This window comes from Lentzea sp. NPDC051213 (assembly GCF_044455585.1).
Lineage (GTDB): Bacteria > Actinomycetota > Actinomycetes > Mycobacteriales > Pseudonocardiaceae > Lentzea.
On the sequence record NZ_JBITEX010000008.1, the window covers coordinates 338,763 to 359,030 of the forward strand.

The 20,268-nt window shown below is 68.3% G+C and carries 23 protein-coding genes; 14 read left to right on the top strand and 9 right to left on the bottom strand.

Annotated elements, in window-relative coordinates; genetic code table 11:
* Nucleotides 1-4 precede the first annotated feature (4 nt).
* From ACIA8G_RS33410 to ACIA8G_RS33425, 4 genes are all read left to right on the top strand, one after another.
* Nucleotides 5-1,873 (top strand): fumarate reductase/succinate dehydrogenase flavoprotein subunit, encoded by a 1,869-nt coding sequence (locus tag ACIA8G_RS33410; protein ID WP_396422694.1) that lies wholly within the window; start codon nucleotides 5-7, stop codon nucleotides 1,871-1,873.
* Complete coding sequence (locus tag ACIA8G_RS33415; RefSeq protein WP_396422695.1) at nucleotides 1,870-2,616, top strand: succinate dehydrogenase/fumarate reductase iron-sulfur subunit; 747 nt, start codon at nucleotides 1,870-1,872, stop codon at nucleotides 2,614-2,616. The genes ACIA8G_RS33410 and ACIA8G_RS33415 overlap by 4 nt, the downstream gene beginning before the upstream one ends.
* Before the next feature lie 261 nt (nucleotides 2,617-2,877).
* Nucleotides 2,878-3,204, top strand: a complete 327-nt coding sequence (locus ACIA8G_RS33420) for a hypothetical protein (RefSeq protein WP_396422696.1) — start codon at nucleotides 2,878-2,880, stop codon at nucleotides 3,202-3,204.
* 17 nt (nucleotides 3,205-3,221) lie between these two features.
* Complete coding sequence (locus tag ACIA8G_RS33425) at nucleotides 3,222-3,596, top strand: hypothetical protein (RefSeq protein WP_396422697.1); 375 nt, start codon at nucleotides 3,222-3,224, stop codon at nucleotides 3,594-3,596.
* Here ACIA8G_RS33425 and ACIA8G_RS33430 read toward each other — a convergent pair whose 3' ends face one another.
* Nucleotides 3,597-4,244, bottom strand: coding sequence for a response regulator (locus ACIA8G_RS33430; protein ID WP_396422698.1), 648 nt, complete (start codon nucleotides 4,242-4,244; stop codon nucleotides 3,597-3,599). It abuts the gene before it with no gap.
* Nucleotides 4,245-4,378: 134 nt separating this feature from the next.
* Here ACIA8G_RS33430 and ACIA8G_RS33435 point away from each other — a divergent pair, with 134 nt between their 5' ends.
* From ACIA8G_RS33435 to ACIA8G_RS33445, 3 genes are read left to right on the top strand one after another with little or no spacing between them, the layout of a single operon-like run.
* A complete protein-coding gene (locus tag ACIA8G_RS33435) occupies nucleotides 4,379-4,666 on the top strand; it encodes a hypothetical protein (RefSeq protein WP_396422699.1) in 288 nt (95 codons plus the stop codon).
* 38 nt (nucleotides 4,667-4,704) lie between these two features.
* Complete coding sequence (locus tag ACIA8G_RS33440; protein ID WP_396422700.1) at nucleotides 4,705-4,983, top strand: hypothetical protein; 279 nt, start codon at nucleotides 4,705-4,707, stop codon at nucleotides 4,981-4,983.
* Nucleotides 4,968-5,447, top strand: coding sequence for a hypothetical protein (locus tag ACIA8G_RS33445; RefSeq protein WP_396422701.1), 480 nt, complete (start codon nucleotides 4,968-4,970; stop codon nucleotides 5,445-5,447). Before ACIA8G_RS33440 ends, ACIA8G_RS33445 begins: the two co-directional genes overlap by 16 nt.
* Nucleotides 5,448-5,494: 47 nt before the next feature.
* Here the strand turns inward: ACIA8G_RS33445 and ACIA8G_RS33450 are convergent, their stop codons facing one another.
* The 4 genes from ACIA8G_RS33450 to ACIA8G_RS33465 form a co-directional block, all read right to left on the bottom strand.
* Nucleotides 5,495-6,352, bottom strand: coding sequence for an amino acid ABC transporter permease (locus tag ACIA8G_RS33450; RefSeq protein WP_396422702.1), 858 nt, complete (start codon nucleotides 6,350-6,352; stop codon nucleotides 5,495-5,497).
* On the bottom strand, nucleotides 6,349-6,996 hold the full coding sequence (locus ACIA8G_RS33455) for an amino acid ABC transporter permease (protein WP_396422703.1): 648 nt from the start codon (nucleotides 6,994-6,996) through the stop codon (nucleotides 6,349-6,351). Before ACIA8G_RS33455 ends, ACIA8G_RS33450 begins: the two co-directional genes overlap by 4 nt.
* A 79-nt stretch (nucleotides 6,997-7,075) precedes the next feature.
* Nucleotides 7,076-7,969: a glutamate ABC transporter substrate-binding protein gene (locus ACIA8G_RS33460; RefSeq protein ID WP_396422704.1), complete on the bottom strand. Its 894-nt coding sequence runs from the start codon at nucleotides 7,967-7,969 to the stop codon at nucleotides 7,076-7,078.
* Nucleotides 7,970-8,008: 39 nt separating this feature from the next.
* Nucleotides 8,009-8,737 carry an amino acid ABC transporter ATP-binding protein gene (locus ACIA8G_RS33465; RefSeq protein WP_396422847.1) on the bottom strand — a complete coding sequence of 243 codons (729 nt, stop codon included), beginning with the start codon at nucleotides 8,735-8,737 and terminating at the stop codon, nucleotides 8,009-8,011.
* A gap of 160 nt (nucleotides 8,738-8,897) precedes the next feature.
* Between ACIA8G_RS33465 and ACIA8G_RS33470 the strand changes: the two genes are divergently transcribed.
* A complete protein-coding gene (locus ACIA8G_RS33470) occupies nucleotides 8,898-9,575 on the top strand; it encodes a response regulator transcription factor (RefSeq protein WP_396422705.1) in 678 nt (225 codons plus the stop codon).
* 67 nt (nucleotides 9,576-9,642) lie between these two features.
* Entirely contained in the window at nucleotides 9,643-11,028 is a 1,386-nt protein-coding gene (locus tag ACIA8G_RS33475) for a sensor histidine kinase (protein WP_396422706.1), read from the top strand.
* Between the two features lie 28 nt (nucleotides 11,029-11,056).
* Here ACIA8G_RS33475 and ACIA8G_RS33480 read toward each other — a convergent pair whose 3' ends face one another.
* Entirely contained in the window at nucleotides 11,057-11,968 is a 912-nt protein-coding gene (locus tag ACIA8G_RS33480) for a TAXI family TRAP transporter solute-binding subunit (protein ID WP_396422707.1), read from the bottom strand.
* Nucleotides 11,969-12,025: 57 nt separating this feature from the next.
* Between ACIA8G_RS33480 and miaB the strand changes: the two genes are divergently transcribed.
* Both miaB and ACIA8G_RS33490 read left to right on the top strand, forming a co-directional pair.
* Complete coding sequence (gene miaB, locus ACIA8G_RS33485) at nucleotides 12,026-13,492, top strand: tRNA (N6-isopentenyl adenosine(37)-C2)-methylthiotransferase MiaB (protein ID WP_396422708.1); 1,467 nt, start codon at nucleotides 12,026-12,028, stop codon at nucleotides 13,490-13,492.
* Nucleotides 13,489-13,956 (top strand): hypothetical protein, encoded by a 468-nt coding sequence (locus ACIA8G_RS33490; RefSeq protein ID WP_396422709.1) that lies wholly within the window; start codon nucleotides 13,489-13,491, stop codon nucleotides 13,954-13,956. The genes miaB and ACIA8G_RS33490 overlap by 4 nt, the downstream gene beginning before the upstream one ends.
* A gap of 222 nt (nucleotides 13,957-14,178) precedes the next feature.
* Here ACIA8G_RS33490 and ACIA8G_RS33495 read toward each other — a convergent pair whose 3' ends face one another.
* On the bottom strand, nucleotides 14,179-15,519 hold the full coding sequence (locus ACIA8G_RS33495; RefSeq protein WP_396422710.1) for a DUF349 domain-containing protein: 1,341 nt from the start codon (nucleotides 15,517-15,519) through the stop codon (nucleotides 14,179-14,181).
* Nucleotides 15,520-15,689: 170 nt separating this feature from the next.
* Here ACIA8G_RS33495 and ACIA8G_RS33500 point away from each other — a divergent pair, with 170 nt between their 5' ends.
* Genes ACIA8G_RS33500 through dapF form a run of 3 tightly spaced genes read left to right on the top strand, consistent with a single transcriptional unit; the run spans nucleotide 15,690 to nucleotide 18,084 of the window.
* The gene (locus tag ACIA8G_RS33500) at nucleotides 15,690-16,370 is read left to right on the top strand and encodes a hypothetical protein (RefSeq protein ID WP_396422711.1); all 681 of its coding nucleotides are present in this window, start codon (nucleotides 15,690-15,692) and stop codon (nucleotides 16,368-16,370) included.
* The gene (gene miaA, locus ACIA8G_RS33505) at nucleotides 16,367-17,275 is read left to right on the top strand and encodes a tRNA (adenosine(37)-N6)-dimethylallyltransferase MiaA (protein WP_396422712.1); all 909 of its coding nucleotides are present in this window, start codon (nucleotides 16,367-16,369) and stop codon (nucleotides 17,273-17,275) included. Before ACIA8G_RS33500 ends, miaA begins: the two co-directional genes overlap by 4 nt.
* The gene (gene dapF, locus ACIA8G_RS33510) at nucleotides 17,263-18,084 is read left to right on the top strand and encodes a diaminopimelate epimerase (protein ID WP_396422713.1); all 822 of its coding nucleotides are present in this window, start codon (nucleotides 17,263-17,265) and stop codon (nucleotides 18,082-18,084) included. Before miaA ends, dapF begins: the two co-directional genes overlap by 13 nt.
* A 24-nt stretch (nucleotides 18,085-18,108) precedes the next feature.
* Here dapF and ACIA8G_RS33515 read toward each other — a convergent pair whose 3' ends face one another.
* A complete protein-coding gene (locus ACIA8G_RS33515) occupies nucleotides 18,109-18,990 on the bottom strand; it encodes an SMP-30/gluconolactonase/LRE family protein (protein ID WP_396422714.1) in 882 nt (293 codons plus the stop codon).
* Nucleotides 18,983-20,224 (bottom strand): MFS transporter, encoded by a 1,242-nt coding sequence (locus tag ACIA8G_RS33520; RefSeq protein ID WP_396422715.1) that lies wholly within the window; start codon nucleotides 20,222-20,224, stop codon nucleotides 18,983-18,985. The genes ACIA8G_RS33515 and ACIA8G_RS33520 overlap by 8 nt, the downstream gene beginning before the upstream one ends.
* Between the last annotated feature and the right edge of the window lie 44 nt (nucleotides 20,225-20,268).

Sequence of the window (20,268 nt, forward strand, 5' to 3'; positions counted from 1 at the left end):
GGTTTTGCCCGAGCTGGAAAGGCACTCGTTCGACGTTCTCGTGATCGGCGCCGGTGGTGCCGGATTGCGCGCCGCGATCGAGGCCCGTGAGCACGGCCTGCGCACGGCTGTGCTCTGCAAGTCGTTGTTCGGCAAGGCCCACACGGTGATGGCCGAGGGCGGCATCGCCGCCGCGATGGGCAACGTGAACTCGAGCGACAGCTGGCAGGTGCACTTCCGCGACACCATGCGCGGCGGCAAGTTCCTCAACAACTGGCGGATGGCCGAACTCCACGCCCAGGAGGCGCCGCAACGGGTCTGGGAGCTCGAGACCTACGGCGCGCTGTTCGACCGCACCAAGGACGGCCGCATCTCGCAGCGGAACTTCGGTGGCCACGAGTACCCGCGTCTCGCGCACGTCGGCGACCGCACCGGCCTCGAACTGATCCGCACGCTGCAGCAGAAGATCGTGTCGTTGCAGCAGGAGGACTTCAAGGAGTTCGGGAACTACGAGGAACGCCTGCGGGTGTTCCAGGAGTTCACCGTCACCGACCTGGTCAAGGACGGCGACCGGATCGCCGGCGCGTTCGGCTACTGGCGCGAGTCCGGCCGGTTCGTGCTGTTCGAGGCACCCGCGGTGATCCTCGCGACCGGCGGCATCGGCAAGTCGTTCAAGGTCACCTCGAACTCGTGGGAGTACACCGGCGACGGCCACGCGCTGGCACTGCGCGCGGGCGCCTCGCTGATCAACATGGAGTTCATCCAGTTCCACCCCACCGGGATGGTCTGGCCGCCTTCCGTGAAGGGCATCCTCGTCACCGAGTCCGTCCGCGGTGACGGTGGCGTGCTGCGCAACTCCGACGGCAAGCGGTTCATGTTCGACTACATCCCCGAGGTGTTCAAGGACAAGTACGCCGACAACGAGGCCGAGGCCGACCGCTGGTACACCGACCAGGCGAACAACCGGCGCCCACCGGAACTGTTGCCGCGCGACGAGGTGGCGCGCGCGATCAACTCCGAGGTCAAGGCCGGGCGCGGGTCACCGCACGGCGGCGTTTTCCTCGACGTGTCAACGCGTCTGCCCGCGGAGGAGATCCGCCGCCGGCTGCCCTCGATGCACCACCAGTTCAAGGAACTGGCCGATGTGGACATCACCGCGCAGCCGATGGAGGTCGGCCCGACGTGCCACTACGTGATGGGTGGCGTCGAGGTCGAGCCGGACACCGGATCCTCTTCGGTGCCAGGGCTTTACGCCGCCGGTGAGGTGTCCGGTGGCATGCACGGCTCGAACCGGCTGGGCGGCAACTCGTTGTCGGACCTGCTGGTCTTCGGGCGGCGGGCGGGCGCGGGTGCCGCGGAGTACGTGCGGGCGATGACCGACCGGCCGGTGGTGTCCGAGGAGACCGTCACCGAGGCACGGGCGACGGCGCTCAACCCGTTCCAGCAGGAGGGCGGGGAGAACCCGTACACCCTGCACATGGAGCTGCAGCAGTCGATGAACGACCTCGTCGGCATCATCCGGCGCGCCGGTGAGATGGAAGAGGCGTTGCAGCGCCTGGAGAAGCTCAAGGAGCGGGCCCAGTCGCTGACGGTCGAGGGTCACCAGCAGTTCAACCCCGGCTGGCACCTCGCGCTGGACCTGCGCAACATGCTGCTGGTCTCGGAATGCGTGGCGAAGGCCGCGCTGCTGCGCACCGAGTCGCGTGGCGGGCACACCCGCGACGACCACCCCGGGATGGACGCGGAGTGGCGGCGCAAGCTGCTGGTCTGCCGAGCGTCCGGTGACGGGGCGAGCGTCGAGGAGAAACCGCAGATCCCGATCCGCCACGACCTGCTCGACCTGTTCGACCGCAGCGAGCTGGAGAAGTACCTCACCGCCGAGGAGCTGTCATGAGCTACCAGGGAAAGTTCCGGGTGTGGCGCGGCGACGACGCGGGCGGCGCGCTGGAGGACTTCACCGTCGAGGTCAACGAGGGTGAAGTCGTGCTCGACATCATCCACCGGCTGCAGGCCACGCAGACGCCGGACCTCGCGGTGCGGTGGAACTGCAAGGCGGGCAAGTGCGGCTCGTGCTCGGCGGAGATCAACGGACGGCCGCGGCTGCTGTGCATGACCCGCATGTCGATCTTCGACGAGTCGGAGACGATCACGGTCACGCCGATGCGGACGTTCCCGATCATCCGCGACCTCGTGACCGACGTGTCCTTCAACTACACCAAGGCGCGCGAGGTCCCGTCGTTCGCGCCGCCGAAGGACCTGGCACCCGGCGAGTACCGGATGCAGCAGGTCGACGTCGAGCGCTCGCAGGAGTTCCGCAAGTGCATCGAGTGCTTCCTGTGCCAGAACACCTGTCACGTGGTGCGTGACCACGAGGAGAACAAGGAAGCCTTCGCGGGGCCGCGGTTCCTCATGCGGGTGGCCGAACTGGAGATGCACCCCCTCGACACCGAGGACCGCGTCGACCAGGCACAGGAGCAGCACGGCCTCGGCCTGTGCAACATCACCAAGTGCTGCAGCGAGGTGTGCCCCGAGCACATCCACATCACCGACAACGCGCTCATCCCCATGAAGGAGCGCGTGGCGGACCGCAAGTACGACCCGATCGTCTGGCTCGGCAACAAGCTGTTCAAGCGTTAGTAGCCAGCTCCGTCTCGTGGGCCGGGCATCGTAGCTCCGGCCCACGGGATGTGGGGCCGATTTCTCTCATTTGCCACGTTCGTGGGTTCCCCCAGTTTTCGCTGCACCGGCGACGATGCCCGGTGCTGTACTGATGCCGGATCGTATGGAGCGGTCCGTGGCACTTCGGGGGAATTGAAAATGCGAGCAGTAAAACTGTTTGCCGTCGCTGTGACGGCATTGATGTCATGCCTGGTTGTTCCGTCGGCCGCGTCGGCGGGGGTGTCGAGGTGTTCTCTCCCCGACATCCAGGGCAACGGCGTGGTGGCGGTGTACATCGTTCCGCAGAGCGGGGACGGTTGTTCCGTGCTCCGGATGATGGCGCAGCTCACGCCGGTGGGGCCGCCCAGCACCACCGGGTTCTTCCGGATGTTCGGCCCGCGAGGGCACCTCGGGGACAGCGTGACCAAGCTGTGGACTTTCGAGGAGTCCTATCGCGTCGAGGTGAACCAGAAAGCTTTTGAGGGTTCGCTGTGGTGCGCGGAGTTCTGGATGAAGACGGGAACCTCGTTCACGCGTACCAGTGATCCGGTCTGCGGTCAGTTCTGACATTCTTGGGGGACGACATGAAGATTCGTGGTTTGATGATTTCGGTCGTGATCGCGGCCGTCGTTCTGCCGGGAACCGCTAACGCGGCTTCGGACGGCACGAACGGAACGTGCGGGGCGGTTCCGACGCAGAGCGAGTGCGTCATCGCGACCGACCAGTTCCCCGGCGGCAGGCTCTTCGTCGACGCCGACCTCGTCCGGGGCTGGCCGTTCGGCAACTACCGGGCCACCTGGGAGGTGTGGGACAGCCAGGGGCCCACCGGCTGCAAGCGCGAGATCTGGTCCGACGACCCGGCTGGTTCGTGGACCTGCGAGGGGATCCGTGGCGGATACGTCTCGCTGAGCATCAACAAGATGAGCCCGGACTTCGCTCATCTCGGCCTGCGCTGGTAGTCACCCGGCGAGCTGCGGCGTGACCAGCCCGGACTCGTAGGCCATCACCACGGCCTGGGCCCGGCTGGTCAGCCGCAGCTTGGTCATCACGCGGTTGAGGTGCGTCTTCACCGTGCCCTCGGTGACGGTCAGCTTGCTCGCGATGGCGGCGTTGGTGAGGCCGGTGCCGACCAGCCTCAGCACCTCGCGTTCGCGGTCGGTGAGATCGTCGAGACCGACCGGGATCCACGGCGCGGCAGGCACATCACCCCGCAGGTACGCCGCGACGAGGCGGCGCATCACGGTGGGACCGAACTGCATCTCGCCGGACGCGACCGCGGTGATCGCGGCCAGCAGCCTGGCCGGTTGCGACTCCTTCAGCACGAACCCGGCGGCACCCAGGCGCAGCGCCTCGTAGACGTACTCGTCGAGGTCGAACGTGGTGAGGACCAGCACCCGTGCCGGTGATCCCGACGTCACGATTCGTTCCAGCGCAGCGATTCCGGGAAGCCGGATGTCCATCAGGACCACGTCCGGGCGCAACGACTCGGCCAGCAGCACGGCGGTGTCGCCGTCAGCGGCCTCGCCGACGACGGTCATGTCCGGTGTGGCGTTCAGCAACGCGACCAGGCCTGCTCTGAACAGCGGCTGGTCGTCGACTACGAGCACGCGCGTCACAATGCCCCTCAATCATGTGACGTCACCGCGGAAGATTCCCCCAACCAGGAGCGTACCGCGAAAGTTGACGGGAGATCCACTCTTCGTGAGACGCCCCGTTCGGCTCGCGTCGCTACGTTCCGCTCATGCGCACCGCATCGGCCGATCTGCAAACCGTCCGCACGATCACCGCCGACGGCTCGGACGTCTACCTGCGTGTCACCTCCAGTCCTGTCGACCTGGAGATCCGGTGGTACCGCGACGGCGATCGCCGGGTGGCCGGCAGTCCCGTCCTGTTCCCGGCGGGCGATCTCGCGCGCCGGTGCCTCGGGTCGAACTTCCGCGCCGGCACCACGTTCTGCCTGGACGTCGTGGGCGAGGCGCGGGCCGGGCACGCCTGGTGCGGTGTCGTCGACTGGAACGTCTACTCCTGAAAGGGACTCCTGCCCAGGCGGCGTCGACCACGATCACGGTGCCGTTCGAGCACAACAAGATCACCTGGTTCACCACCGCCCGCACGATCACCGTCGCCGGGTCGAACATCGACGCCCAGGTCGCGCTCGCCGGCGTCATGCAGCTCGCCTGGTACAAGTGCGGCGACCGGAACACGCGCGGCGCGTTCATCAGGATGGAGGAGTACCGCAAGCACGTGGGCACGAACTTCAAGGCGGGCACCAAGTTCTGCCTCGCCTCGAACAGCCCCTACACCTCGGGCACCGTCGGAGGAACGCTGTGGTGGAGCGGCCACTGATCGGGGCACTCGGGGCGCTCGTCGCCTGCGCGGCGCTGGCGGGCTGTGCGGCGCCGCAACCCGCTCCGGTGCAGCTGGTGGATCAGCAGCAGTACGTGAAAGCCATGCAGGACAGCTATTCCACGTTCACCTGGCCGCAGAGCCGCATGCCGGATCTCACCGTGCTCGCGGAGAAGTCCGGGCCGGGACCGGACAGGATGCCGTCCGGCAGCGAGCGGGTCGTCCTGGAGATCACCAACTCGTGCGCCTGGTACCTCGACTGGGAGGACGCGCGCCGGCGAGGCGACCAGACGGCGGTCGCCGCGGCGTTGAAGGTGATGGACGAGGTGCTGCCGAAGTTCTCACCGGAGGATCCGGACGGGCAGCGCTACGCCCGTGAGACGGCGGCGAAGGCCAAGACGGGGGACGGCGCGCAGGCCGCGGACTACGTCGCGAACAACTGCGATTCGGTGTCCTGGAAGTAGAAACGGGGCGCGTCCGAAGTGGACGCGCCCCGTTCCTGTCGTTCACATCAGGCCGGTGCCATCTCGGGGATGTCGTCGGCGTCCACGTGGATGACCTTCTTGTTGCGGCGGTTGCGCTTCTCGAGGTAGTTCGCGAGCCACGTCAGCAACAGGCACAGCCCGATGTAGATCGCGGCGACCACGATCATCACCGAGATCATCGGCCGGCCGAAGTTCACCGCGTCACCACCGATGCGGGTACCCCACCTCAGCAGCTCCTCGAAGGTGATGAGGAAGCCCAGCGCGGTGTCCTTCAGCAGCACCACCAGCTGGCTGATGATGGTCGGCAGCATCGCGCGCAACGCCTGCGGCAGCAGGACGAACGTCATCACCTGCGTCTTGCGCATGCCCAGCGCGTACGCCGCCTCGCTCTGCCCCTTCGGCAGCGAGTTGATGCCCGCGCGGAAGATCTCCGCGAGCACCGAGCCGTTGTAGAGCATCAGGCTCAGCACGACAGCCGTGAACGCGGTCAGCTTCACCCCGGCCACCGGCAGGCCGTAGTAGAAGAAGAACATCATGATCACGAGCGGGATCGCGCGGAAGATCTCGACGATCACCGCCGCGGGAGTGCGCACCCACGCGTGGTCGGACAGGCGGGCCGCCGCGAAGATCGCACCGAACGCGAGTGCCAGCACCGCGCCCGCGGCGAACGCGGTGAGCGTGTTGCCGATCGCCTCGACCAGCGAGAGCTGGATCTGCTTGTAGTTGAGCCAGTCGAGCCTGCGGGCGGTGAACTGGTCGGTGACGACGAGCCGCATCGCCACGTACACCACCGCCGCGGCCACCGCCGCGATGCCGACGACAGCCATGATCCGGTGACGCGTGCGGGCCTTCGGGCCCGGGACGTCGAACAGCACCATGCTCATCGGGCCACGCTCCACCGCTTCTCGAAGACCTGCTGGAAGTACGTCAGCGGCATGACCAGGATCACGAACCCGATCGCCACCCACAGGAGTCCGAACAGGACGTTGTCACCCTGGTCCGCCAGCTGCTCGCGGATGTTGCCGGCCTGGAAGACGGCGAAGCCGGACGCGACCGTCGTGTTCTTCAGCAACGCGATCATGGTGCTCGTCATCGGCGGCATGACCGAGCGCAGTGCCTGCGGCAGCACCACGTTGCTCAGCATCTGCACGAACGTGAGACCGAGCGCGCGGGACGCCTCGGCCTGGCCGACCGGCACGGTGTTGATGCCCGACCGCACGACCTCGCAGACGAATGCCGCCGTGTAGAGCGACAACGCCACGACAGCCGCGGTGTACTCGTCGATCTTCAGGATCTCCAGCAGCGGGTACGCGAACAGGAAGAACACGAAGACCAGCGTCAGCGGCGTGTTGCGCAGAACCGTCACGTACAGGGTGCCGACGCCCCGGAAGACCGGCACCGGGCTGACCCTCAGCGCCGCGAGGAGCGTGCCCAGCACCAACGACAGCACCGCGGAGATCGCGAAGAGTTGGAGTGTCTGGCCAAAAGCGCGCAGGAACAGATCTAGGTTGTTGGTGAGGACGCTCATCGGTTTCCTTGCCGTCCGTCCGCCTTCAAAGGAACGGCCGGTGGACCCACGTGGGATCCACCGGCCACGTGAAGAACCGTCAGTACCGGTCGATCTTCGGCTTCTCGGCGGACGAGCCGGACTTGCCCAGCGTGCCGTCGTAGATCTTCTGCCAGGTGCCGTCGTCCAGCGAGGTCTGCAGGATGTCGTTCACCTTGTCGCGCAGCGCCTTGTCCTCCTTGGGCAGGCCGATGCCGTACGGCTCGCTGGAGAACGTCTTGCCGACGACCTTCAGCTTGCCCTGCTCGGCGGCGGCGTAGCCCTTGAGGATCGCGTCGTCGGTGGTGACCGCGTCGACCTCACCGTTGAGGAGCTTGGTGACGCACTGCGAGTAGCCCTGGAACTCGAGGACGTTGGTCGCCTCGGTCAGGCCCTCGTCCTTGATGCGCTTGGCCGGCGTGGAGCCGGTCACCGAGCACACCTTCTTGCCCTTGAGGGTGTCCTTGCCGGTGATCGTGGTGTTGTCGGCCTTGATCAGCAGGTCCTGGCCAGCCACGAAGTACGGTCCGGCGAAGCCGACCTTCTCCTTGCGGCCAGCGTTGATCGTGTAGGTGCCGACGTAGTAGTCGACGTCCCCGTTGATCAGCGCCTGCTCACGCGCGGCGGACTGGATGGTCTTGAACTCGATCTTCGACTCGGGGTCGAGACCCAGCTTCGCGGCGACCAGGCGTGCGATGTCGATGTCGAACCCGCTGTACTTGTTCGTGGTCGGGTCCTTGTAGCCGAGGCCGGGCTGGTCCTCCTTGACACCGACGATGAGCTTCCCGCGCGCCTTGATCTTCTCGAACGTGGGCGAGCCGTCGACCTTGACGTCCTTGGCGACCTCGAAGAGGCCGGCGGGCGCCGCCTGGTCGGTCGGGGTGCCCTCCTTGCCACACGCGGTCAGGGCCAGTGCGCCCGTCAGCAGCACCGCCGCAAGGGTGCGAACCCTCATCGTCCTTCTCCTGCCATTCGTTCGAAAGTGGGCTGACTACTAGTGAGTCAGGATCTTGCCAAGGAAGTCCTTCGCGCGGTTGGACTTCGGGGCCGAGAAGAACTCTTCCGGGGAGGAATCCTCGACGACCTCGCCGTCGGACATGAAGATCACCCGGTTCGCGGCCTTGCGGGCGAAGCCCATCTCGTGCGTGACGACCAGCATCGTCATGCCGTCCTTCGCGAGGCCCGTCATGACGTCCAGGACCTCCTGCACCATCTCCGGGTCGAGCGCGGAGGTGGGCTCGTCGAACAGCATCACCTTGGGCTTCATGGCGAGCGCGCGGGCGATCGCCGCACGCTGCTGCTGCCCACCCGAGAGCTGGGCCGGGAACTTGTCGGCCTGGTTGGCGATCCCGACGCGCTCCAGCAGCTCCATCGCGGTCTTGCGCGCCTCTGCCGCCGGGGTCTTGCGCACCTTCGTCGGAGCGAGCATCACGTTCTCGACGATGGTTTTGTGCGCGAAAAGGTTGAAGGACTGGAACACCATGCCGACATCGGCCCTCAGGCGCGCCAGTTCCTTTCCTTCGGCGGGAAGCGGCTGACCGTCGACCTCGATGGTGCCGGAATCGATCGGCTCGAGGCGGTTGATGGTCCTGCACAGGGTCGACTTGCCGGAACCCGACGGCCCGAGCACGACCACGACCTGCCCCTTCGGCACCTCCAGCTGCACGTTCTTGAGCACGTGCAGCGGGCCGAAGAACTTGTCCACACCCGCCACACGAATCATCGGCGGGGCAGAGGCGGCAGTCATCCAGTCCTCCATTTAGGGGTCGTCGGCGTTGGCGGAAACCTAGGTGTCCGCCACCACACCAGTCCAGGACATTGAGCAAGACTTAGGGTCTCAACTCTGTCACAGGCAGACATCGGTTGCCCGGGAGGTAGCGAAAGTGCGCGTGCTGCTCGTCGAGGACGACGACAGGGTCGCCGAGGCCTTGGTCCCAGCCCTGACCAGACGAGGTTTCCACGTGGACCGTCAAGCGACGGGCCGCGGCACGCTCGACCGCCTGACCGGCGTCGACGTGGTGCTGCTGGACCTCGGCCTGCCCGACATGGACGGCGTGACGCTGTGCCGTGCCATCCGCGCGGCCTCGGACGTCGCGATCATCGTCGTGTCGGCGCGAGGGGAGATCGACGACAGGATCCTCGGCCTGCACGCCGGGGCCGACGATTACCTGGTCAAGCCCTATGACGTGGGCGAACTCGTGGCGCGCGTGCACGCCGTGCGGCGCCGTCGTGGTGCCGACCCGGTCGGTGTGGGCGCGGTGTCGACGGAAGTGTTCGAGACCGGCGACGTGCGGGTCGACCTGGGGCGTCACGAGGTCACCGTGGCGGGTGACGCCGTCGCGCTCTCCCGCAAGGAGTTCCAGGTGCTCGCGCTGGTGATGGCGGCGGGCGGCGCGGTGTGCACGCGGGAGCGGATCCTCGCCGAGGTGTGGGGACGCACCTGGTCGGGCGCGAACCGCACGCTCGACGTGCACGTCGCCACGCTGCGCACCAAGCTCGGCCGCCCGGCGCTGCTGGAGACCGTGCGCGGCGTCGGATACCGGCTTGGTCACGTTTCGTGAGTGAGTCCTGTGATCTCATTCGGGTCAACTTTCGCCGGCGTGTCGCCGGCGGGTGGGGTGACTGCCTGTGAGGTCTCGACTGCTGGGCGTGGTGCTCGCCCTGATCGTGCTGGTGCTCGTCGGCCTGGGCCTTCCGCTGGGGCGTGGGGTGGCGGCTGCGGAACAGCAGGAGATGTTCCTCGACCGCCTCACCGACACCAGCCGCTTCGCGTCGCTGGCGCAGCGCCCGTTGATCGACGACAAGCCGCACCTGCTGCGTGAGGAGCTGGAGCGCTACGACGAGCTCTACGACATCGGCGTGGCCGTCGTGGCCCGTGACGCGCCGACGGTCCCGGTCGTGGCCTCTCGCAACGACCTCGCGCTCGGCGACAGCGCCGTCCAGGACCTGATCAGCAAGGCGCTCGCCGGCCGGTTGCCGGTCGCGCCACCGCTTTTCACACCTTGGAGTGATATCGACGTCGTGCTCGCCGAACCCGTCCTGGTCGACGGCGAGGTGCGCGGGGCGGTCGTCACGTTCTCGCCGACCGTCAAGACCCGCTTCGAGGTGCTCGCCTGGTGGGGTTTGCTGCTCGCGGCGAGCCTGCTGGTGCTGGCGCTGGCGGTGCTGCTGGCCCTGCCGGTCGTGCGGTGGACCCTGCGCCCGGTGCAGAGGCTCGACGACGCGACCGGGAAGCTGCTCGCCGCCGTCGTGTCCGGCCGGCCCGTGCCGCCGGTGGGGGCGGAGAGCGGTCCGCCGGAACTGCGGCAGCTGAGCAGATCGTTCGACCAGATGGCCGCGAGCATGAGCGATGTGCTTGCCGCCCAACGCGCCTTTGTCGCCGACGCCTCACATCAGCTGCGCAACCCGTTGACCGCGTTGAAACTCCGGCTGTCCAACCTGGAGGGTCACGTCGACGCGGAGGCCGAGGTGCACCAGGTGGAGGCGTTGAGCGAGACCGATCGCCTGAACCGGATCCTCGACGAGCTGCTCGCCATGGCCCGCGCCGAGTCGAGCTCCGTCGACCCGCTGCCGGTCGACGTCGACAAGTCGGTGGCCGCGCGCCTGTCGGCGTGGCAGGCGGCCGCGGCGGCGAAGGAGGTGCACCTGGTGCTCGACGGCGAGCGGGTCGGCATGGTCCTCGCACCTCCGCGCGGCGTGGAGACGATCCTCGACGCCCTGCTCGACAACGCCCTCAAGTTCACCGCGGAGGGGACGCTGATCGTGGTCGACGCCCGCAAGGACGGCGACATCGTCCGGCTCTCCGTCGCCGACCACGGCCCCGGCCTGCAGCCCGACGAGCTGGAGCGCGCGACCGACCGGTTCTGGCGCAGCCCCGCCCACCAGAACGTCGCGGGGTCCGGTCTCGGCCTCTCGATCGTGCGGCTCGTCGTCGAACGCGTCGACGGCACCGTGCGCCTCGAGTCTCCTGAGGACGGCGGTCTCAAGGTCGTGATCGAGCTGCCGGCCATCTGATCTCCGGCCATCTGATCTTGAGCGGGCGTCAGACCTTGGCGTCGCGGTAGTAGCGCATGGCGCCGTTGTGCAGCGGCACCGGCGACGTCTCGATCGCCGACCGCTGCTCGATCGTCCGCGCCGCCGAGTGGGCCTTCACCAGGTCGGGCTGCCCCTCGAACAGCTGCCGCGCGAGCGCCTCGGCCACGTCGTCCGGCATCGACTCCGTGACGAGCAGGAAGTTCCGCGTGACGAGGGTGATCACCGGGCCGGAGAGGTTGTAGGTCGAGGCGGGCAGCGTCGCCGACCCGTACACGGGGTACTGCTCGCGGAAGGCCGGCAGCTCGTCGCGCAGGTCCAGCATCCGCACGCCGAGCTCCCTGGTCAGCCGCGTGATGCGTTGCGTGGGCAGTCCGCCGGACCAGAAGAACGCGTCGAGCTTGCCCTCCTGCATCGCGTCGGCCGACTCCTCGAGGTTCATGTTCACGGTGCGCGGCGTGACGTCCTGCGCGTCCAGCAGGCGGCTCGCGATGATCTCCACCCCGGAGTCCTTCGCGCCGATCGACACCCGCAGGCCGGCGAGCTGGCTGAGCTTCGTCACCGGGAGGTCGTTGCGGACGATCACCTGCAGGTAGTCGTCGTGCATCCGGGCCAGCGCCCGCAGCCGGTCCCCGCCAGGCACGACCTCGACCGTGTCGGCCTGCGAGAAGCCGACCTGGGCCTGCGCGTTGACCAGCCGGGTGACGTTGTCCCTGGACCCGGCCGTCATCACGACCTGGGGCCGCACGATGCCGAGCCGGCCGCTCCAGACGTCGGCCAGGGCGTTCCCGAGCGTGTAGTAGACGCCGCCCTCGCCGCCGGTCGCCATCGTGATCTTGACGTCTTCGAGCGTGCTGCCACACCCCGTCAGGACCGTTGCGGCGGTCAACAGGCTCACGGCGGCATGCACTCGTCCCAGCACCTGCGCATCGTGCCACGCGGGCGTTCTACGCTTGCACCCGACGAAAGGTTGGTTGCAGTGACCCGCAGTTACCAGATTCGCACGTTCGGTTGTCAGATGAACGTGCACGACTCCGAGCGGCTCGCCGGTCTACTGGAGGACGCTGGCTACGCGCGGGCCACCGGCGACGAGCCGGCCGACGTCGTCGTCTTCAACACCTGCGCGGTCCGCGAGAACGCCGACAACAAGCTGTACGGCACGCTCGGCCACCTCGCCCCGCAGAAGACCGCGAAGCCCGGCATGCAGATCGCGGTCGGCGGCTGCCTCGCGCAGAAGGACCGCAGCGAGATCGTCCGCCGCGCCCCGTGGGTCGACGTCGTCTTCGGCACGCACAACATCGGTTCGCTGCCGGTGCTGCTCGAACGCGCCCGCCACAACGAAGAGGCGCAGGTCGAGATCCTCGAGGCGCTCGAGACGTTTCCGTCGTCGCTGCCGGCCACCCGCGACTCCGCCTACTCGGGCTGGGTGTCGATCTCGGTGGGCTGCAACAACACCTGCACGTTCTGCATCGTGCCGTCCCTGCGCGGCAAGGAGAAGGACCGCCGCCCCGGTGACGTTCTCGCCGAGGTCCAGGCGCTCGTCGAGGAAGGCGTGCTGGAGGTGACGCTGCTCGGCCAGAACGTCAACTCCTACGGCGTCGAGTTCGGCGACAAGCTGGCGTTCGGCAAGCTGCTGCGCGCCTGCGGTGAGATCGACGGCCTCGAGCGCGTGCGCTTCACCTCGCCGCACCCCAAGGACTTCACCGACGACGTCATCGCCGCGATGGCCGAGACGCCGAGCGTGTGCCACCAGCTGCACATGCCGCTGCAGTCCGGTTCGGACCGCATGCTGAAGGCGATGCGCCGCTCGTACCGCACCGAGAAGTACCTGGGCATCATCGACAAGGTCCGTGCCGCCATGCCGGACGCCGCGATCACCACGGACATCATCGTCGGCTTCCCCGGCGAGACCGAAGAGGACTTCCAGGGCACGCTCGACGTGGTGCGCCAGGCCAGGTTCTCCTCGGCCTTCACGTTCCAGTACTCCAAGCGTCCCGGCACCCCGGCCGCGGAGCTGCCCGACCAGCTGCCCAAGGCCGTCGTCCAGGAGCGCTTCGAGCGTCTTGTCGCGCTGCAGAACGAGATGACCCGCTCGCTCAACGTCGAGCAGGTGGGCCGCACCGTCGAGGTCCTCGTCGCGACCGGTGAGGGCAAGCGCGACGCGGAGACGCACCGCATGAGCGGCCGTTCCCGCGACGGACGCCTCGTGCACTTCACGCCCGGCGCCACCGCCCCGCGTCCCGGCGACGTCGTCGAGACCGTCGTGACATACGGCGCGCCGCACTACCTCGTCGCCGACGGGGAACCGCTGTCCTGGCGCCGCACCAAGGCGGGCGACCGCTCCGAAGCCGGCATCAAGCCCAAGACAGCGGGCGTCGGCCTCGGCCTGCCGTCGTTCGGCGCGCCCGCGCCGCTGCCCGCCGTCTCGGGGTGCGCGGCCCAGTGAGTGACGAGGACTTCTTGCGCAAGGAGATCGACGAGGTCGAACGGTCTGCCGCCCGCCGCATCGATCCCGGCACCGGCGCGCTGACGATCTCCATCGCCGTGCTGGCGCTGCTGGTGTCGCTGGTGCTGCCGTGGATCGGTGACGACACGGGCCTGAACGTCGTGCTGGGTGAGTCGACGACGTTCCTGCCGAGGCTGTTCGCGTTCTTCGCATTCGGCGTCGGCGTGATCGGCTCCGGCATCACGCTCGCGGTGCGCCGCTGGGGCCTCGCGTGGGTGTGCTCGCTGGGTCTGTTCGCGGGGTCGGTGACCGGCGTGTTGTCGATCTGGACGCAGCAGACGACCACCAGCAACAAGACGATCGGCCCCGGTCCGGGCATCGGCCTGATCATCGCTGTCATCGCGGTGATCTTCCTGCTGGTGAAGTGGGTCCGGATCGCCGCTTCCCGTCCGCCTCATCTCTGATCTGCAGTACGGTCTCGACTCCATTTCTTCTCAAACGGTGAGTCGAGGTGCCGTGGAATGGCGGACTTCGCCTCGGCCCAGGCGACGCCTCGCCTCCGTTCGGCACCTCGCTCGTCGTGACCATCTGCCAGGACAGCCCGGCCCAACGCTGGCGCATCACCCCCTGAACACGCTGAAGGCCTCCTCTCGACGTGCGAGAGGAGGCCTTCAGCGTGAAACGGACTAGCGGGTCGCCAGCGCCTGCTCAGCGGCCGCGAGCCACTCGCGCCACTGCGCCGCCTGCGCCTCGGCCTGCTCCGTGCGGCGCTTGTCGCCAGCGGCACGGGCCTTGGCGGCCTGCGCCTCGAACTGCTCCACGCGCTCGCGGAACTGCGCCACGCGGGCCTCGGCCTCGGGGTCGGAGCGACGCCACTGCGCGTCGACCGCACCGCGGACCTTCTCCTCGATCGTGCGCAGCTTGCCCTCGAGCTCGCGGATGCGCTCGCGCGGCACCTTGCCGATCGCGTCCCAGCGCTCCTGGATCTTGTAGAGGTGGTTGCGCGCCGACTCGAGGTCGGTCGACGGGTCGATCGCCTCGGCCTCGGCGAGCAGCTCCTCCTTCAGCTTCGCGTTCGCCGAGAACTCGGCGTCCCGCTCGCTGAAGGCCTCGGAACGCTTCTGGAAGAACGCGTCCTGCGCGGCCCGGAACCGCTGCCACAGCGCGTCGTCGGCCTCCTTGGGCGCACGCCCGGCGGCCTTCCACTCGACCATGAGCTCCTTGTAGCGGCCGGCCGTGGGGCCCCAGTCGTCGGAGTCGACGAGCTTCTCGGCCTCTTCGACGAGCGACTGCTTGGAGGTCTTCGCCACCGAACGCTGGCGGTCGAGGTCCGCGAAGTGCGAGCCGCGACGGCGGTTGAACGCGTCACGGGCCTTCGAGAACCGGCGCCACAGCTGCTCGTCGGTCTTGCGGTCGACGCCGCGGATGGTCTTCCACTCGTCGAGGATCGCGCGCAGCCGGTCGCCGGCGACCTTCCACTGGGTCGACTCGTTCGCGAGCGACTCGGCCTCGTCGACCAGCGCCTGCTTGCGGGCGACGGACTGGGCGCGGGCGGCCTCCTTGGCCTCCTTGGCCTTCTCCATGCCCGCCTCGGCCTGCTCCAGCACGTGCTCGACGCGGGCGGCCAGCGCCTTGAGGTCGCCGACCACGGCGGCCTCGGCGAGCTGCTCCTTGACGTGCTTCGCGCTGGTCAGAGCGTGCTTCGGGTCGCCGGCGCCGGACTTGAGGCGCGACACCAGCAGCTCGACCTCGGTGCGCAGGTCGTCGAACCGGCGCGCGAAGTGCGCGAGGCCCTCGACCGGCTCGCCGGCCTGCCACGACCCGACGGCGCGCTCGCCGTCCTCGGTCTTCACGAACACGGTGCCGTCGGCGTCCACGCGCCCCCAGCGGTCAGGGTGGTCCGACGCCACGGGGACGGCCGGAGGCGTCGCGTGCGGCGGTGCGGTCTCCTTCGGCGTTTCCTCGACTCCACCCTCGACCACGGCGTCACCCACCACGGTCTCCGGTGTGCTGTCCTGCTCCGACATCGCCGGTTCCTCCCATCTGACGCCCGTGCCAGCCACGAGCGCCCCGCCAGCGGCGGGGCCTATGCAATACGGGCGCTGGAGGGTCTCCCGTCCCCAGTTCCCCGCGCGCATTCAAACAGGTCAGAGCTCGACTCGGTACTGGGAGTCCACGATAGGTAGCCTCGTTCGTTGTGATCACCCGTGCCGCAGTGGTGCCGCACCCGCCACTTCTGGTGCCAGAACTGGTCGTGGGCGCTGCTGCCGAGACCGCACCTGTACGCGCCGCAACCCTTGCCGCAGCAGGAAATCTACCCGGTCCGTGGGTCGTCGTCGCGGTGGACGACAGCGGCCCGGCGACGGTCGTGCCGCCGTTGTCGGGAACTTTTCTCGGATATGGGGTCGACGTCGAGGTATCACTCGGCGGCGCGATGCCCGCGGATCCCCGAATTCCGTTGCCAGTGCTAATCACCGCGTGGCTGCGAGAACGCTGCGCGGTCGAGGTGTCACGCGTCGAACTCATCCCTCGTGACCTGGCCGCGGCCGACTGTGTCTCGTTTGGACAACAACTCGCCGGCGAGGACTGCGGACTGCTGATCCTCGGTGACGGGTCCACCCGCCACGGCCTGCGCTCACCCGGCTCGAACGACGACCGTTCGGGCCCGTTCGACGACCACGTCCACAAGCTGCTGGCCGGCGCCGACACCGATGGCCTGCTCGCACTCGACCTCGAACTCGCCCGTGAGCTGGGCGCGCAGGGCCGCGCGGCGTGGCAGGTGCTCGCCGGCGTGCCCGGCCCGTGGCGCTGCGCGAGCGCCGAGTTCTTCGCACCGTTCGGCGTGGGCTACCACGTCGCCGTTTGGGAGCGCCCGTGATCACGCCCATCGCCGTTGTCGGCCCCACCGCCACCGGGAAGTCCGACCTGGCCGTCGCGCTCGCGGAGCGGTTCGGGGGAGAGGTCGTCAACGCCGACGCCATGCAGCTCTACCGCGGCATGGACATCGGCACCGCGAAGATGACCGCCGAGGAACGCCGCGGCGTCCCGCACCACCTGCTCGACGTTCTCAGCGTCACCGAGACCGCGTCCGTCGCCGCGTACCAGCGCGAGACACGCCTGGTCATCGAAGGCTTGCTGGCCGAGGGGAAGCCGCCGATCCTCGTCGGCGGTTCCGGTCTGTACGTGCAGGCTGTGCTCGACGACCTGAAGTTTCCCGGTACCGACGACGCCGTTCGTGAGCGCTTCGAGGCAGAGCTCGCTTCGGTCGGCCCGGAGGCGCTGCACCGGCGCCTGCAGGAGCTCGACCCGGCGGCCGCGATCGCGATCCTGCCGTCGAACGGGCGCCGCATCGTGCGCGCGCTGGAGGTCATCGAGCTGACCGGGGAACCGTTCTCCGCGAACCTCCCCAAGCCCGGCCCCGCGCGCTACGACACCGTCCAGATCGGCGTCGACCGCGAGGTGTCCGAACTGGACACCCGCGTCGACCTGCGGGTGGACCTGATGTTCGCCGCCGGTCTCGAAGCCGAGGTGCGTGCATTGGTCCGGCTCGGTCTGCGCGACGGCAAGACCGCCTCGCGTGCGCTGGGCTACCAGCAGGTGCTGTCCGCAATGGACGGAGCGTGCACGATCGACTTCGCCGCGGAGGAGACCAAACGCGCCACCCGCAGGTTCGTGCGCAAGCAACGATCCTGGTTCCGGCGTGACCAGCGCATCACCTGGTTGGACGGTGCTCGGCCGGATCTTTTGGACGCCGCCGGTAACCTTGTCCCGTGGAGTTCGTGAAGGGGCACGGCACGGAGAACGACTTCGTCGTCCTGCCCGACCTCGATGACCAGCTGGACCTGACGGTGGCGCGCGTCCAGGCGCTGTGCGACCGGCAGCGCGGCCTCGGCGCCGACGGCGTGCTGCGCGTCGTGCGGTCCGAGGGCAAGTGGTTCATGGACTACCGCAACGCGGACGGCTCCATCGCCGAGATGTGCGGCAACGGCCTGCGCGTCTTCGCCCGCTACCTCGTCGACGCGGGCCACCAGCCGCAGGGCGAGTTCGTCGTCGGCACGCGGGCGGGGGACCGGACCGTGGTGACGCACCCGGACGGCTCCGTCACGAACGACATGGGCCCCGCCAGGGTGACCGGTACGTCTATCGCCGCGGTCGACGGCCAGGGCATCGGCGGCTTCGCGGTCGACGTCGGCAACCCGCACCTCGCGTGCGTCGTCGACGCCCCGGTCGACGGCTTCGACCTCACCGTGCCGCCGGGCTACGACCCGGTGATGTTCCCGCACGGTGTGAACGTCGAGCTGATCAACGTCCTCGAGGCGGCCGAGAATGGTGACGGCCCCCGCGGCGGTGCGCTGAAGATGCGCGTCTACGAACGCGGCGTCGGCGAGACCCGCTCGTGCGGCACCGGCACCGTCGCGTCCGTCGCGTCGTGGCTCGCTGGCCAGGGCCGCACGACCGGCTCGGCCACCGTCGACGTGCTCGGCGGCCAGGTCTTCGTCACGATCGGGCCGTCGACGTCGACGCTGACCGGCCCGGCGGTGCTCGTCGCGCGCGGCGAGCTCGACAAGTCCTGGTGGGACGCCCTCTCCTAACTGATATATCAGTCCGCCGATATATCAGTTCAGCTCGAACACCTCGACCTTCCCGAGGCGAGCCTGCTTCACGACGTCCGGATGCGAATCCGGCGCCGTCAGGCACACGAGCTTGTCGCCGACGACTGCGACGGAGTAGCACATCTGCGTCGTCTCCACCCGCTGCGTGATCTTGCCGCCCTCGGTCACCCGGAACACCGCGGGCTGCAACGCCGGCGCCACCCAGACGCCGTCGCCGTCACCCGCGATCCCGTCCGGCGCGATGCCGAACTCCTTCACATCGGCCCACACCCTGCGGTTTTGCAACGATCCGTCCCGGTCGACCGAAAACGAAGTCAGCTGGAACGCAATGGTCTCGGCGACAACCAATATATTGCCGCTCTCCGACTCGCCGGTCGGATCGGCCAGCAGGGCCATGCCGTTCGGGAACTTGAGGTCCTCGGCGGCGACGCTGACGGAGCCGTCGGGCTGCACGAGTGCGAGCGCGGCACCCGGCGGCTCGAAGTCCGGCTCGAGCAGCCGCGGGATGCCGACCTCGGTGATGAGGCCGTGCAGATCGAAGCCGAAGTTGCCGACGTACGCGCGGCCCTCGCCGTCGACGAGCATGTCGTTGGCGTGGAACGTCGCGATATCCGATATATCAGCGTGCAGGACGAGGTCGTCGCCCTCCAGCCGCCGCACGGTGTGGTCGAGCATCGACACGACGAGCAGGCGCCCGTCGGGCAGCCAGCCGATGCCGGACAACTGGCCGTCGATGGAGCAGATGACCTCGTCGTCACCTGTCTCGAGGTCGAGCGCGTGTACCTCGCCCGAGTAGAAGTCGGAGTAGTAGAGGCGCCCGTCAGGCCCGCGCCGCGGTCCTTCGCCGAAGTGGAGACCGTCGCGCAGCACCGTCGTCTCAGCCATGGGCCTCGACGCTAGTTGTGGCCGGGAGGTCCCGCATCGTCCGCAACGGTGAGAACAAAACCCACAACAATCCGAGCACAGAGCCGGCGAGGGAGATCCACAGCGTCGGCACGATCCCGAGCCACGACCCGAGCGCGCCGCCGGCGAGCGCGCCCAGCGGCGTCGTGCCCCACACCACCCAGCGCACCGACGCGTTCATCCGGCCCAGCATCTGGTCGGGGCAGATCGCCTGCCGGTAGCTCACCTGGCCGACGTTGTAGACGACGATGCCGAACACGTTCACCGCGAGGCCGACCATCGGGAGCACGAGACCCCAGCCGTCGCTGATGAAGGGCAGGAACAAGGTGAAAGGCCAGGTCAGCAGTGGGATGAGCCAGATCATCCTGGCCTGCCCGATCAGCTGGCCGAGCCGGAACGAGAGCGCCGCGCCGACCACACCGCCGATCCCGCCCGCGCTGAGCACCAGGCCCGCCGTTCCCTCGCTCAGCCCCGCGACCTGCAGCAGGAACAGGATCATCACGGCGTTCTGGATGCCGTGGAAGAAGTTCGACGTGCCGGTGCACGCCACGATCTTGCGCAACGTGACGTTGCCGAAGACGAACCTCAGCCCTTCGGCCACCTCGCGCCGCAGGTCGGGGGAGGCGTGGCGTTCCGGTGGCGGCTCAACGGTCTTGATCCGGAACAGGAAGAACGCCGAGCTCAGGTAGCCCAGCCCGGTGGCGAGCACGCCGTTCGCGGCACCCAGGAACTGCGCCGCGTAGCCACCGATCGCGGGCCCCGACACCTCCGCGACAGACATGCTGGCCTGCAGTTTCGAGTTGCCTTCGACGAGCTGGTCGCGACCCACCAGTGACGGCAGATATGACTGGTACGCGACGTCGAAGAAGACAGTGCACACACCGACCGCGAGGCTCACCACGATGAGTTGCGGCAGGTCGAGCACGCCGAACCACCACGCGACGGGCACGGTCAGCATCAGCACGGCGCGGACGACGTCCATCGCGATCATCAACGGCTTGCGGCGCATCCGGTCGACCCACACGCCCGCGGGCAGTCCGATGATCAGGAACGCCATCGTGCCCGCCGCGGCCAGCAGGCCCATCTCGAACGGCGTCGCGTCAAGCACGCCCGCCGCGAGCAGCGGGATCACCGTCATGCCGACGATGGAGCCGAACTGGCTGATCGTGTCGCCGGCCCAGAGCCGGCGGAAGTCGTGATGCCCCCAAAGCGCCATGCCGGAAAGTCTGCGCTGAGTGATTGGAAACTGTCAATCACTTA